This is a genomic window from Sphingomonas sp. 320_CC (assembly GCF_059691795.1).
In genome coordinates this window covers 685,862-698,899 of sequence record NZ_JCAWAE010000003.1, presented here as the reverse complement: position 1 = coordinate 698,899, position 13,038 = coordinate 685,862, and the positions used below count along the sequence as shown (strand labels likewise).

The following is a 13,038-nucleotide window of genomic DNA, read 5'->3' as shown; positions in this document are numbered from 1 at the left end:
AGAATGTCGAACATCGCTATTAGCCGCTTGGGCGGCATTCGGCCACTTGCGCGAATGCTAGGCCACCGCTCGCATACGACGGTGCAGGGATGGGTTCGCCGTGGCCTTATTCCCGCGCGCCAACAGGCGGCCGTATTGAACGCAGCTCGAAACGCGGGAGTGGACCTCACCGCAAGCGATCTTATTCCGTGTTCTCGCGATCGACCTCATGGGATCGCCATAAAGCCAAAACTAAAAGTAGGCTTGGCATGACACGGACTCTGCCTTCGGAGGGCAGCGCTCTGTCGCCGCTCGATCGCGAGCCGGAAGAGCCCGCGCGGTACCCAGTAAACGTCCGGCCTGCCATTAGGAACTCGGCGAGCAGATCAGCTCCTCGCGTCGTGGCTGCCAGATCTCGGACGTCCACTCTCCCAAATAATACGGGCGTATCTGGGCTATTTTGGGGGATCGTTAGCGTAGCCGCCGACTGCGCGCAGGCACTGGTCATAGAGATCGAAATAGTACTTCCGATTGTCGGGGTTGGATTTTCCTCGGTTCTCGCCCGTAACGATGGTGATGAGAAGGTCATAAGCGACTCGCTCTTTGCTGTCCGTCTTGGGCCAGTTCGATACTCGAACGTCTTCCGCCATCGCGCTTCTCCTTCGTTTTGGTTTGAACAACGGTACGATACGCGGAAGCTGTGGGTACACAAGCGCCGCCCTGCCGGATCAATTCGGCAGACTAGCGGTAATCGCCTCGCTCGATCGTCGTGTGCAGCGATCTGCGTTAGCGCCCACCGGCAACAGGCGGCATCAGCTTCACAACATCTGCGTGGCTGCGTGATATCTCCCATTGCAGCCGCTCTGCGCGCCCCGCCTGGCGCGACGGATGTAGGGGTGATCGCGCTCCCCAAGATGCTTGCGGTCACCCCACCCTCAATCATTGATCGGCACCGTCCCGCGAACGACTTCGATAATGTCGTTCAGTACCTGCCGCGGCGTGCCGTGGATCGTCATCCAGTTCAGATGATCCAGCTCATCGAGGAACCCGTGCACGACGTCGTTCCCGAGGTCGGCGTTGCGCATCGCGTCCGTCACCGCCGCGATCAGATTGGCAATCGCGATGACCGTAAGGTCGATCCGTTGCCGCGCTTTCCTGTCTTTCACCATGCAGAGGCAATTGCCGCATGAACGCACCGTACATCCACGGACGCCGTCGTACGTTCTCCGCGTCAGCCGCGGTCGATACGCAGAACGCCGTCATTACCTCGATCAAGACCGATGACGGCGCAACATGGGGCGACATGGGTCGCGTGCTGGGCAAGTCGGAAGATCGGGCGGCGGCGTATGCCAACACCGCATCGCCGATCGACCTGCCGACGTTCCTGGCGGGTTGCCACGAATGGGGCGGCCGGTTCGCGGATCCGCTGCTGGCGCTGGTGGGCGGACGCTGGGCGGATGCGGGTGCGGTCTGCACCGGTGACGAGGCGGCGGCACTGACAATCGCCAACCTGCTTCCGGCGATTATCGCGATCGAGGCGGACAACCTGACTGAACCGCACGAGCTGCTGCCGCACGAGACGCTGATCCGTCGGGTTCATGCGCTGACCGCGATCTGGCTCGAGATGATCGCTACCGAGAAGGGATGCGGACGATGAGCCGTTCCACTGGACGCGCCGAGCGTGACGCTGCCTTCCGTCAGGCCGTCGACGAGGCCAAGCAGCGCTACAACATCAGCGACGTCGTGGCCCGCACCCGCAAGGTCGTCCGCGCTGGCAAGAACGAGAAGCGCGCCCTGTGTGCCTTCCACAACGAACGCACGCCCTCGATGCAGTTGAACGATGCCAAGGGTACGTATCACTGCTTCGGCTGTAACGCGTCCGGCGACATCGTGAAGTACGTGATGAAGACCGAGAACATCGGCTTTCTCGACGCGATGAAATGGCTGGGCGCCGCGAGCCTGCCCGGCGTGGATCCGGCGCAGCGCGCGAAAGCGGCGGCGGAGGACGAAGACGACCGGCAACGCGCCATCGATCGCGCGCAGTCGGTTTGGGACAAGGCGGTCCCTGCCCCCGACACGCCCGCCGAAGTCTATCTGCGCGGCCGCGGCATCATCATGCCGATCCCGCACACGATCAGGTTCGCGAAGACACCAGCATGGTACGACGACGACACCGGCCAACGCGGTCCCGACCTGCCCGCGCTGGTCGGCGCGGTGGTCGACGGGAACGATCAGCTAATCGGCCTGCAGCGCATCTTCCTCGCCGACGGTGGGAAGCAGAAGGCGCGCATGGAGAAGCCGAAGCGCAGCTTGGGTCGGATTAAGGGCGGCGCGCTGCGCATCAACTCCGACGCGGACAGCGTGGGCGACGAGCTGATCGTCACAGAGGGCCCAGAAGACGGACTTTCGTTGGCACAGGAACTCGGCGCCGAAGTCTGGGTGACGCTCGGCACGGCGATGATGCCGTACATCGAATACCCGCGGCGCATCGTTTCAATCGTGATCGCAGGCCAGAACGATGCCGCCGGTCGCGCCGCAGTCGAGAAGGTCGAGGAAGAACTGATTGAGCAAGGCTACTCGACCCGGATCATGTGGCCGGCCGAGGGCTTCAAGGACTGGAACGACCAGCTTCGGGGTATCCGGGCATGAGCGGCGCGTTCGAGGAGCAGTTCGCGACAGCCGAGACGGCGAGCCCGCTTTACAACGTCGAGGCCGAGATCGGCTTTCTTGGCGATCTACTCGCCAACAATCGGCTGATCGACGAGGTCGCCGATCGCTGCCGGCCGGCCGACTTCTCGGTCCCGCTGTACGGTCGCATCTACGGCAAGATGATCGAGCAATCGGCACCCGGCGCGGTCGACGTGGTGACACTTGCGCCGCACTTCGCCGAGGATGGGGAATGGCCGCGCGCATATTCGGTGCTGGCCGCAGCCAACCTCAATGCAGGACCCAAGGCGCGGACCAAGGCGTACTTCGACCAGATCACCATGCTATCGAGCCGGCGGCGGATGGTCGCAGGCCTGAAAGACGTCGTCGCCTCAGCGCGCGACCTGTCAGTGACGCGCGAGGAACTGGTTGCGAACGCCGACGAAGCAGTCGCCGAGTTGGCCGAGCAGGTCGTCACCGCGCAGGGATCCGTTGGTCAGTATGCCGACGTGGTCATCAACAGCTTCGGCAAACCGATAATTGGCGTCCGTTGCGGGACCATCAACTCGCTCGACGACGCGATCGGCGTGTTGCGCCCGTCGAACCTAGTCGTTGTCGGCGGCCGTCCCGGCATGGGCAAGACCTCGCTGGTCACGTCATACTCAATTGGCGCCGCCGGAATGGGGCACGGCGTCCTGATTTTCTCGCTCGAGATGAGCGCCGACGAACTCACCCGCCGCATGCTCGCCGACATGACATTCTCGCCACGCGGCGGCGTACCGTACGAACACGTTCGTGATGGCACAGTTCGCTCGCACGAAATGGGCGCCGTCATCGCTGCCAAAGAGCGGTTCGACGAACTGCCGCTCGAGATCAACGAAACCTCGGGCCTGACGCTCGCAAAGCTGATCCGCCAGGCGCGCAGCCACAAGCGCAGGCTGGCAGCGAAGGGCGAGAAGCTCGAACTGGTCGTCGTCGATTACCTCCAGTTGATGGCTCACAGCCGCAAGGGCATGTCACCTTACGAGCATGCGAGCGAGGTCAGCGTCGGGCTCAAGCAGTTCGCCAAGTCCGAGGGACTGGTTGTGATGGCGGTGGCGCAGCTTAGCCGCGACGTCGAGAAGCGTCCCGACAAGCGGCCGATGCCGTCTGACCTGCGCGACAGCGGACAGATCGAGCAGGACGCTGACGTGATCCTCTTCGTCTACCGCGAGGAGGAGTACCTCAAGAAGGAGGAGCCGGACCCCTTCGACAAGAAACACGAAGAGTGGCGGACGGACATGGAAGCAGTGCGCAACAAGGTCGAGTTTCTCGTCCCCAAGCGGCGCAGCGGCCCCTCCGGCAAGGCTATCGGCTGGTTCTTCGGCGCCAATTCCGCCGTCCGCGGCAGCGATTTCTACAGTTCCAGGGAAGGTGCATAACAATGCCGAACGCTGATTTGCCCGCCCCTCTCACGCCGTCCGATTGCGACCTCCGGGACTTCGCATTCATGCCGGTCGACACAGTCCGCCTGCTCGACAGTGATCTGTTCGCCTTGTCGACAGGCGATGAGTTCAAGGCCGCCATGACTCTGTGGTGCAAGGCTTGGCAGCAGGTGCCGGCCGGTAGCCTACCAGCCGACGATCGCGTGCTCGCTCACCTGTCCGGCGCGGGCACGAAATGGCAAAAGTTGAAGCCGATTGCGCTGCGAGGTTTCGTCGAGTGCAGCGACGGCCGCCTGTATCACCCTGTTGTTTGCGAGAAAGCCACCGAGGCCTGGGCTAAGAAATTATCCTACCGCGAGCGCTCCAAGAAGGGGAACAGCAAGCGGTGGGGATCCCAGAAGAATGACCAACAGCATTCCCAAAGCGATCCTTCAGGGACGGCTTTGGGAGTCCTTGAGCCTCCCAAGGGACAGGGAGAGGGACAGAAGAAAGATTCCGTTACTGACGTAACGGGCGCCGTGCCGTCGCCGATCGATCCGAAAAAGGCTTTGTTCGACGCTGGAGTGTCGCTGCTGGGGGTTGCAGGGCTGTCGGCCAAGACGGCTCGCAGCCTCATTGCCAAATGGTTCAAAAATCATGGCGAGGAGGCAACGAACGCAGCATTGCTCAGTGCTGCCGGGCGAGCCGAGCCCGTGTCGTGGATCGAGGCCCGGTTGCGAACGAAGGTCGCGGCGCAAGACGAAGCCAGGGAAGCCAGTCGGTCAACCGCGGAGCGTTACCGGCGGATGGCCATACCCGGTCCGCCAGCCGATGCTCGCAAGCTGGAGGAGCACGCGTGATCGCCGCGTGCCCCCTGCCCCGGTCATTCCTCGGGACCGCTCCGCGACGTGTCGAGATCGATGTCCTCGCCGGGGTTGCCGCCGCCAGCACTCGATCCGCTGCCGTGCACTTCGCCGGTTTTGTTGTCGATGTAGGCGCGCTTGCCAGCCTCCGGCGGGATGTCGCGACCGTCGGCGGGTTCATCCGCACCAGCGTTGTGAGCACTGTCACGGTTCTGCAGATGGCGTTCCGCTGCATGGTCGGCGCTGTCGTACTCGTCGCCGGAGTAGCCTTCGCCCTTGCCAAAACCGTCCGCGGTTCGATCGGCATCGCCCGACTTGATGCTGACGTTGTCGACGGGCTCGGGTGTGTTGCGCTCGGTCATCGAGATCTCCTTTGGTCCGGCATGTCCAACGCACAAGCTGACATGCCGGGGGCGGAGCCGTTAGCCAGCCAACAACCACTCCCTAGCTTCCGCGGGCTCGCCGCTGAAGAACTGCACGTCTCGCCGTTCTGCGGCTCGCTCGACCTGCATTCGCGCAAGCGTTTTGCTCGTGACGATCGCGATGCGCTTGGACTTGGTAGCGTGGTTGTTCAGGACCCGCTGGAACCCGGCAATCGCTTCCTGCGACTGGATCAGCATCTCTCGCATATCGACCAAGGTGATGTGCTGATTGGGGCCGCACAGAAGCTCGCGATGGGCAACGTTTCGGGCATTTTCGAACGCGTCGATGTCGGGCTGAGCGAAGAACCCGCCAATGGTGATCGTCACCAGATTGAGCGCGGGAGTTGTGGTTATAGTGAAGCGAGGGGACATACCTACCACCTAGGGCTCTCCGCTTACGAAATCGTTGCCTGCAATCTCAAAAACTTGGCCTCGGCGATCACCGTTAAACGATCGGCAGCAGACGTCTCGGCCCCCCGCCTATCCCCGGCTGCCGCTCATAGTTTTGTCGCCACCGGTTTCCGGAGTCCAGAGGTTGACCTCATCTCGTGCCCAACGGGCAAGCAAGTTGAAATAGCGCGCGCGTTCGGCGGGGGAACCGTTGATCGGATGGCCAGAAGCTCGCTGAGAGCGGCGGTCGGTCGGCATTCGGCGCTCCTGCTGAAATGGACGAACAATCAGTCGCAGAACCTAACTTCGATCTATTTAGATCGTCCTGACGTGGATTTGGTTCCCGTCCAGCGCACTTCGCTGCGCGACTGGCCAGTAAGCCGAGCAAGAAGAACAATGGCATTCACTACTCAGCGGAGGATCTGAACGATGGGTCGTGACAAAGATTGGTGCATCCTTCGAACTGGAGCGTTGCGCACACTGCCGCTGGTCGCATCTCTCGAAGCCGCTGGCTTTGATGTTTGGAGCCCGGTGCAGACACTGACGCGTCGTCGCGGTCGCGCCCGAGAGAGAGTCGAATATCAAGCGCCTATCATGCCCACGTTCGTTTTCGCTCGGGCGTACCAGCGTGATGACCTGGCAAGGTTGGCCGCCCTGCCCTTCGGTGAGCATCCTGGGTTCTCGATGTTCCGTTACCTGGGAGACATCCCGCTGATTAGTGACATCGAGGTGGCAGGCGCACGCCGCATTGAGGACAAGTGCAAGCGCGCGGCAAAAATAGGACAGCGAAAGACTTTTGCTGTGGGTGAGGCAGTCCACGTTAAAGAAGGCCCCGGTGCTGGCCTATTTGGCGAAGTCGTCGAGGCTGGCGACGGCAAGTTCGTCTTGGTCGCATGCCGCGGCATCAATCTGAAGATCGGGGCTTGGCTACTCGGAACAGATGCGGTACACGAGGTATCAGATGCTGCCTGAGCAGCCGCAACGCGCGCAGAGGTGTCCTCCCCGTTGCCCCTAATCGAAGCACTATGTGCTCGGGTGGGAAGTGCGGCGCTATGAAGGTTCAATGTCTCTAGGTGACGTCCTCAGACCGTCATTTTGAACCAGATGCCGTAAAACATGACGAGGGACCCGGCACCCCAAAATGCTGCGCTGACAAGCCGTATCCGTTGAGCGTGGTCTATCACGAGGTTGACTGGGAAGCGCCGAAGATTCGAAGCGTTGTATTTGGTGTGAAACGAGGTCTGTGCGGCGATCATGCCGCGGACGGCAAGGTTCATGATATTGAGCAGGGCAATCGTCACGACGCTCATGAGCAATTGAAACAGCGCCGTCAGAGAGCCGTGCGACAAATGCACATTCATCTCCTTCAACACCAACCCCAGTAGAGTTACGAGCGCCATCCCACCGATGATCGAGGCGACAGCGCTAGCGAGCACAACTCCGGCGCGGCTGCGCGATGAGACAACCAGAGTCCCCATGCAGACGGCAACGCAGATGATCCAAGCAAGGACGTTCATGATCGTCTCCCTATTCGGCCCCAGATCTAGCGCTCCCGTCCGTCGCTGAGGCAGTTCTTGCGAGCGCCGTACTAACGTTCAGTCAAGCGGTGGAACCTCGATCTTTCCGCTGGCTGCTTCGTTACTTCTTCCGCTGCCATATGGCGCTTTTCCTCGTCTGTAGACAAACACATTGGGGACGAGATGGCGACAGCCTACAAACCCACCACCGCTGATAACGTCGAAGCCATCGGCATGCGCATCCTTCGCATCGCTGAGGACATGGCCGCTGGGTCGCGCCATCAGGTTCGCAGCGAGCGCCTCATCGACCAAGCGGAGCAGGCTGCGATCGACCTGCGGGCAGCCGTTCGCGGCCGCTGATGGGCTGGTCGAAGATCAGCCGTCACCAGCGCGGCTATGGCACGGCACATGACAAGATGCGGGCTCTCCTGCTCGCCACCGTCGTCACCTGCGAGGGTGAGTGCAAGGCCAAGGGCATCGAGACGCTCGGCACTATCGCCGACCACATCGTCCCGCTGTCGCGTGGCGGCACCGGCGAGCGCACCAACTACCAGTTGCTCTGCAAGGACTGCTCGGACGCCAAGACGCTCGCTGACAAGGGAGCAATGGCGCGGCCTGCTGGTGGTGTGGATCGCTCAGGGCGTCCGACTAGCTTGGCGCATCCGTGGAACCTGCGGCGTTGACGCGCCCGAGTTCGATCGAGCGTTCGCGGTCTGATTTTGGGTTGGTTCTATACGACACAACTAGTGACGCCTTGCATGCGTCGCAGCCATACGTACTCGTATCGCCATTGCCACCAGTCTTTGTCACGCTTTGACCTTTGAACTGCATGAAGGACTTTTGGCCTTGACCAAAGCACCTTACGCAAAGCCAATGCGGTGGCTCGCCGTTCTCCATGCCCAACTTAGGAACGTAGGTCATGGCGCCGCGCCCAACGTCGTGAAGCTGGTAGCGCTGCTTCTCTGCCGACCAGTCTTTGAGTGCCACAATCTGCTGTTCAAGATCGCGTATGCGGCTGGTGCTCGTCGACTGCGCCTCTTGTGCCGCAAACAAGCCCTGCTGGGCATCGAGCATATGCCCTTGCAGCGTGAGCTTGACGTCATTGATGGCTGCGCCGGTCTGCATACCGTTCATGGCCTGAATGAGGTCCTTCGCCGCCTTCAGGCTGCCAAGGCCCGCGCTGATCTCTGCAATCACTGAGCTCTCCTGATTCGATCGGCCGAGGCTAGCGGTTGGGGCGCCTGAGTCCATGACCTCACCCCCCGGGTCAAAAGTCTGAGGGCCGTCGGGACCCGTACCGACCACGTGGTGCATGCGCGCTGCGACCAATTTTTGAGGGGGGAGGGTTTCGGCCCGTGCCGCCGCTGGAGACCACATGGCCGACGTCATCGAGATCGCTGGCGGTGACGGCGTTCCGCCCGAGCCGAACTGGCGCAGCATCTTCGGCCGGGCCGCGGACCGCGAGGCCGCATCGTCCTACTGGAAGAGCATCATCAGCGAGATGCGCGGCGCCGAGAAACTGGCGGTTGCCAACTCGCACGCGGTCATCCGCCTAGTCGTCGCATACGTCACGTTCGATCAGTCCGCGAAGGAGGTGATCAAATCTGGCCCGGTCATCAAGGCCAAGAAGACCGGGGTCCCGACGTACAATCCATGGTGGACGACAATGTCGAACGCCGCGAGCCAAGCTCAGGCTTTGGAGAAGGAACTTTGCATCTCGCCGCGGGAACGTGGCGCAGGTGCGAAGGTGGTCAAGAAGCAGACCCGCACCACGGGCTCGGCACGGTTTCTAAAACAGCGTGGCTAACCGCTTCCTCGCCGATCCGGATCCGACAACAGCCTGGGCGAAGGCAGCGGTCGACGGCAAGCTGTTCACGGCGGGCGAGCTCGTCCGCCATGCCGCAGAACGTCACCTTCGCGACATGCGGGACGGCGAGCGGCGCGGCATATACTGGAGGCCGGACGCTGCGGGCCACGCGCTCGACTTCCTGCCCTCGGTCTTTCAGGTCACCGACGGCCCTTCGGCGGGGCAACCCTTCTACCCTCTCGAATGGCACACGTTCGTCATGGGATCGCTGTTCGGCTGGCGCACCGCGACCGACCGCTGGCGTTTCCGATCGGGCTGGCTGGAAACCGGCAAGGGGCAGGCCAAGTCGCCGCTTATGGGCGCGATCGGCGTCTACATTATGGGCTGGTGCGATATCCAGCGCGCCCAATGCTACGCGATCGGCGAGGACAAGAAGACCGCCAACGTCCTGTTCCGTGACGCCGCGGCCATGTGCCGCGCAACGATACCCGAGCATGATGAGGGTGAAAGCCTCGAGGGGCTCGGTGAGGTCGTCATCCGCGGCGAGTTGGAGAACGCCTGGAAGATCGAGCATCCCGACAGCGGTTCGTTCTTCCAGCCGATCGCCAGCGGCGAGAGCCTGTCCGGCCCGCGCCCGAACTATGTCGCAGGCGACGAGATTCACGAGCTCACCGACGAGAACGTGTTGCAGACGTGGAAGCGCGGCATCGACAAGGTCGCCGGCCACGCGCTGATGCTGATGGGCACGAACACGCCCGCCACCTCGCAGCACGTCGGTACGTCCTATTCGGAGATGTATCAGCAGATCGCGAAGGGCGAGGCTCGTGACGATACGGCGTTCGCTTTCGTGGCGCGGATCGACGAGGCCGATCGCGAGACGGTGTTCGAGAACGAGAAGGTCTGGCAGAAATCCCTGCCCGCGCTGGGCGAGACCTTCCCGATCGAGAACATCCGCGAGACGGTGGCCTCCGCACTGCTGCGCCCGTCGACCAAGTCGAGCGTTTTGCGCCTGTACTTCGGCGTCGATACCGCATCGGCCGACTTCTGGATCGACGAGGACAAGTGGGCGGCGGTGCAAGGGCCGGTCGACGAGGCCACCATGCGCCACCGGTTCTGCCGCTTGGCGATCGATCTTTCACAGAAGAACGATCTTACCGCAGTCAGTGCAGCCTGGGAGCCGATCGGCGACGAACCGCTAGCGGTTAAAAGCTGGTACTGGACCGCAGCGGGATCCACCCCAGGGCATCTCAAGGAGAAGGGCGAGCGCGATCACGCGCCCTACGTCGAGTGGGTCGAAGACAAATATCTGGTCGCCACACCTGGTGCGACGATCGATTACACCTTCGTCGCGATGCAAGTTTCTAAGCTCTACGCCGAGCAGAAGGTCCTCGAAATGGTTGCCGATCCGGCCTTCATTTCGAGCTTCATGGATGCCTGCGCAGAGGTCGGCCTCGAGGTCTGGCTCTACGGCGGCCCAGACAAGCCAACTGGTCGAGGGCTCAAGATCGTGGCGCATGCGCAGGGTACGCGCGTGATGTTCGAAGACCGGCAGCTTTGCATGCCGCATTCGATCACGAAGATTGAAGACGCGATCCTCGACCAACGCATCATCATCGACAATTCACCGGTGACTTACAGCTGCGCTGCCAACACCGCGATCGACGCGGACGGCCAGGGCAACCGCATGTTCAACAAGAAGAAATCACGCGGACGCATCGACGGCATGGTCACCACCACGATGGCGATCGGTGCTGCAGTGTCCAGCGTGAAGCCGAAGAAGAAATCGGTCTATGAATCCCGCGGCATACGTCGGGTCTAAGGAGGGCGTATGGCGGGAATGTCGCCCACCGATTATCAGCGAGCGGCCAAGTTCCGCCGTTCGTTCTCATCGTCCCGTGAAGCGGTCGAGCAGCGTCGCGTCTACGCGTACTCGGTCCACGACATTGCCAGCGGCGATCAGGATCCAGTGCTCGGCGCGTTCCTGCGCGGCGGGCGCGAGTCTCTCACCGGCGTCGCGGTCACCGACCGCATGGCGATGCGAAACTCGGTTTATTATCGGGGTACGTCGCTGATCGCCGGATCGATGGGGATGCTGCCGCTGTCCCTGTTGCGCCGCAAGGCGGACGGCACAACCGAGAAGGCCGTCGATCACCCGCTCTATTCGGTGCTGAAGACCGACCCGCTCGGCAATGGGGCAATGTCGCCGAACGAGTTCAAGAGCTTCATGCAGCTGGCGGCGCTATTTGACGGCAACGCCTATGCCCGCGTCGTACGCCTGAACGGTGAGATCCAGGCGCTGGTCCCGTTCGAGCGCAGAACCGTCAAGAAGGAATGGAACGGCGGCAATCTGCGGTTCAAGCATACGCCGAAAAGTGGACGACCGGAGACACTAGGCCCCGAAGACGTCTTTCATTTCCGCGCGCCTGTATCGCTGGACGGATTGAACGGTCTCGGGCTGCTCGACGTTGCGGCCGATACGATCGGCCTCGCGCACGTTGCCGAGAAGGCCGTCGCGCGCATGCTCACCAAGGGCGTGATGGCCGGCGGCGCTCTCCAGATGAAGGACGAGCTCAGCGACGAGGCGTTCGCGCGACTGAAGGCAAGCCTGCGCGATGACTATTCGGGCGAGGACGCTGCCGGCGAATGGATGCTGCTGGAAGGCGGCATGGAGCCCAAGCCCTTCTCTGGCAGCGCCCGCGAAAACCAGTTGGTCGAGCTTCGGAAGTTCGAAGCGGAACAGGGATCGCGTTTCACCGGCGTTCCCCGCCCACTGCTCATGTTCGACGAAACTGCGTGGGGCAGCGGCATCGAGCAGCTGGGCCTGTACTTCGTCGTTTATTGCCTGCTGCCGTGGTTCGTCATCTGGGAAGAGGCCATCTGGCGCCTGCTGAGCCGGAAAGAGAAGCAGGCGCGCGACGGCACCGTTCTTTACGCCAAGTTCAACGAGCGCGCGCTTCTGCGCGGATCCATGAAGAACCAGTCGGACTTCCTCGCCAGCGCCCTCGGACGCGGCGGCGGTAAGCCGTTCATGGAGGCGAACGAGGCTCGCGAGGCCCTCGATATGAACCCGCACCCGGACGGCTTCGGCCTCCAACCCCGCGCAGGAACGACAGCCGCGGCCATCGTTGAGGACCAAGATGATGACGAAAAGTAGCCTCCGCGCCGTTATTGCGGCTCAGCGTCCGCCAGAGATCGCGAACGTCGGCAACGGTTCCGACTGGAAATTCGAGACGCGCGCCCTCGCCGCCGGCTTTGAAAAGATCGAGGTGACCGCGCTGGCGTCCGATCGCCCGACGATCTCCATCTTCGGTTACATCGGGGACGATGGCGACGGCGGCGGTATCACTACCGCGCGCATCGCTGGCGTGCTGCGCTCGGTTGCGGGCAAGCCTATCACGGTCGAGATCAACTCGCCGGGCGGCAACTATTTCGAGGGCGTGGCGGCCTACAACCTGCTTCGTCGGCATGACGCCGAAGTCCGGGTCGAGATCGTTGGCATCGCCGCGTCAGCTGCATCGGTCATCGCTATGGCCGGAGACGAGATCTTGATCGCGCCAAATGCCGAGATCATGATTCACGAAGCGCGCGGCCTTTTCTTCGGCACGAAGACGGAAATGCGCGATGCGTGCGAGACGTTGGCGCATATCGATACCGCCATGTGCGAGACCTATGCCGCGCGATCGGGGCGACCGATTGCCGAGTTCGAGGTCATGATCGCCGGGCGCGACGTGTTTCTGCGCGGGCAAGAGGCGATCGACGCAGGTCTCGCCGATGCTCTGATGGAGCGGGAAGCGCAGATGCCGGTCTACGCCTCCGCCGACGAGTTCCCGAGCGACAAGTCATCGCTCGACAAGTTTCTCGCGAAACATTCCGTGCCGCGCTCCGCGCGTCGCGACCTGTATCGCGCGATGGGTACGCATAACGCTACCGAACCTGCCACGCCTCGCGCTGGCGATGAACCGGAGCCCGATCTTTCGCGGCTCCTTGCTGCCCTCACCGTCTGAAGGACCA

General features: G+C 62.3%; 18 protein-coding genes. 13 read left to right on the top strand and 5 right to left on the bottom strand.

Features of this window, described 5'->3' with window-relative positions; translation table 11 throughout:
* The first annotated feature begins 3 nt into the window (after positions 1-3).
* Positions 4-252 (top strand): carph-isopro domain-containing protein, encoded by a 249-nt coding sequence (locus tag AC59GX_RS14760; protein WP_497302009.1) that lies wholly within the window; start codon positions 4-6, stop codon positions 250-252.
* 182 nt (positions 253-434) lie between these two features.
* On the opposite strand, the gene AC59GX_RS14755 is transcribed toward AC59GX_RS14760, so the two are convergent.
* Both AC59GX_RS14755 and AC59GX_RS14750 read right to left on the bottom strand, forming a co-directional pair.
* Positions 435-629, bottom strand: coding sequence for a hypothetical protein (locus tag AC59GX_RS14755; RefSeq protein ID WP_497302008.1), 195 nt, complete (start codon positions 627-629; stop codon positions 435-437).
* 285 nt (positions 630-914) lie between these two features.
* Complete coding sequence (locus AC59GX_RS14750) at positions 915-1,148, bottom strand: hypothetical protein (protein WP_497302006.1); 234 nt, start codon at positions 1,146-1,148, stop codon at positions 915-917.
* A 17-nt stretch (positions 1,149-1,165) separates the two neighbouring features.
* Between AC59GX_RS14750 and AC59GX_RS14745 the strand changes: the two genes are divergently transcribed.
* The 4 genes from AC59GX_RS14745 to AC59GX_RS14730 are packed head-to-tail and all read left to right on the top strand — an operon-like array spanning position 1,166 to position 4,888.
* The gene (locus AC59GX_RS14745; protein ID WP_497302005.1) at positions 1,166-1,636 is read left to right on the top strand and encodes a hypothetical protein; all 471 of its coding nucleotides are present in this window, start codon (positions 1,166-1,168) and stop codon (positions 1,634-1,636) included.
* Positions 1,633-2,628 (top strand): DUF7146 domain-containing protein, encoded by a 996-nt coding sequence (locus AC59GX_RS14740; protein WP_497302003.1) that lies wholly within the window; start codon positions 1,633-1,635, stop codon positions 2,626-2,628. The genes AC59GX_RS14745 and AC59GX_RS14740 overlap by 4 nt, the downstream gene beginning before the upstream one ends.
* Positions 2,625-4,046, top strand: a complete 1,422-nt coding sequence (locus AC59GX_RS14735; RefSeq protein WP_497302002.1) for a replicative DNA helicase — start codon at positions 2,625-2,627, stop codon at positions 4,044-4,046. Before AC59GX_RS14740 ends, AC59GX_RS14735 begins: the two co-directional genes overlap by 4 nt.
* A gap of 2 nt (positions 4,047-4,048) precedes the next feature.
* The gene (locus AC59GX_RS14730) at positions 4,049-4,888 is read left to right on the top strand and encodes a DUF1376 domain-containing protein (RefSeq protein WP_426281177.1); all 840 of its coding nucleotides are present in this window, start codon (positions 4,049-4,051) and stop codon (positions 4,886-4,888) included.
* A gap of 23 nt (positions 4,889-4,911) precedes the next feature.
* Here the strand turns inward: AC59GX_RS14730 and AC59GX_RS14725 are convergent, their stop codons facing one another.
* Positions 4,912-5,253, bottom strand: coding sequence for a hypothetical protein (locus AC59GX_RS14725; protein ID WP_426281178.1), 342 nt, complete (start codon positions 5,251-5,253; stop codon positions 4,912-4,914).
* A 21-nt stretch (positions 5,254-5,274) separates the two neighbouring features.
* Here AC59GX_RS14725 and AC59GX_RS14720 point away from each other — a divergent pair, with 21 nt between their 5' ends.
* Both AC59GX_RS14720 and AC59GX_RS14715 read left to right on the top strand, forming a co-directional pair.
* Positions 5,275-6,129: a hypothetical protein gene (locus AC59GX_RS14720; protein ID WP_426281179.1), complete on the top strand. Its 855-nt coding sequence runs from the start codon at positions 5,275-5,277 to the stop codon at positions 6,127-6,129.
* A 3-nt stretch (positions 6,130-6,132) separates the two neighbouring features.
* Entirely contained in the window at positions 6,133-6,675 is a 543-nt protein-coding gene (locus AC59GX_RS14715) for a transcription termination/antitermination protein NusG (protein ID WP_426281180.1), read from the top strand.
* A 110-nt stretch (positions 6,676-6,785) separates the two neighbouring features.
* On the opposite strand, the gene AC59GX_RS14710 is transcribed toward AC59GX_RS14715, so the two are convergent.
* Positions 6,786-7,220 (bottom strand): hypothetical protein, encoded by a 435-nt coding sequence (locus AC59GX_RS14710; protein ID WP_426281182.1) that lies wholly within the window; start codon positions 7,218-7,220, stop codon positions 6,786-6,788.
* Between the two features lie 183 nt (positions 7,221-7,403).
* Between AC59GX_RS14710 and AC59GX_RS14705 the strand changes: the two genes are divergently transcribed.
* The gene (locus AC59GX_RS14705; protein WP_426281183.1) at positions 7,404-7,580 is read left to right on the top strand and encodes a hypothetical protein; all 177 of its coding nucleotides are present in this window, start codon (positions 7,404-7,406) and stop codon (positions 7,578-7,580) included.
* The gene (locus tag AC59GX_RS14700) at positions 7,580-7,903 is read left to right on the top strand and encodes an HNH endonuclease (protein WP_426281185.1); all 324 of its coding nucleotides are present in this window, start codon (positions 7,580-7,582) and stop codon (positions 7,901-7,903) included. Before AC59GX_RS14705 ends, AC59GX_RS14700 begins: the two co-directional genes overlap by 1 nt.
* Here the strand turns inward: AC59GX_RS14700 and AC59GX_RS14695 are convergent.
* A complete protein-coding gene (locus tag AC59GX_RS14695; RefSeq protein ID WP_426281187.1) occupies positions 7,869-8,417 on the bottom strand; it encodes a hypothetical protein in 549 nt (182 codons plus the stop codon). The two genes, AC59GX_RS14700 and AC59GX_RS14695, sit on opposite strands and share 35 nt — an antisense overlap.
* Positions 8,418-8,595: 178 nt before the next feature.
* Here AC59GX_RS14695 and AC59GX_RS14690 point away from each other — a divergent pair, with 178 nt between their 5' ends.
* The 4 genes from AC59GX_RS14690 to AC59GX_RS14675 are packed head-to-tail and all read left to right on the top strand — an operon-like array spanning position 8,596 to position 13,031.
* Positions 8,596-9,027, top strand: coding sequence for a P27 family phage terminase small subunit (locus AC59GX_RS14690; protein WP_426281188.1), 432 nt, complete (start codon positions 8,596-8,598; stop codon positions 9,025-9,027).
* Entirely contained in the window at positions 9,020-10,846 is a 1,827-nt protein-coding gene (locus tag AC59GX_RS14685) for a terminase large subunit (protein ID WP_497301999.1), read from the top strand. The genes AC59GX_RS14690 and AC59GX_RS14685 overlap by 8 nt, the downstream gene beginning before the upstream one ends.
* Positions 10,847-10,855: 9 nt before the next feature.
* Positions 10,856-12,181: a phage portal protein gene (locus tag AC59GX_RS14680; protein ID WP_497301998.1), complete on the top strand. Its 1,326-nt coding sequence runs from the start codon at positions 10,856-10,858 to the stop codon at positions 12,179-12,181.
* Positions 12,168-13,031, top strand: a complete 864-nt coding sequence (locus AC59GX_RS14675; RefSeq protein ID WP_497301997.1) for a head maturation protease, ClpP-related — start codon at positions 12,168-12,170, stop codon at positions 13,029-13,031. The genes AC59GX_RS14680 and AC59GX_RS14675 overlap by 14 nt, the downstream gene beginning before the upstream one ends.
* The last annotated feature ends 7 nt before the right edge of the window (positions 13,032-13,038 follow it).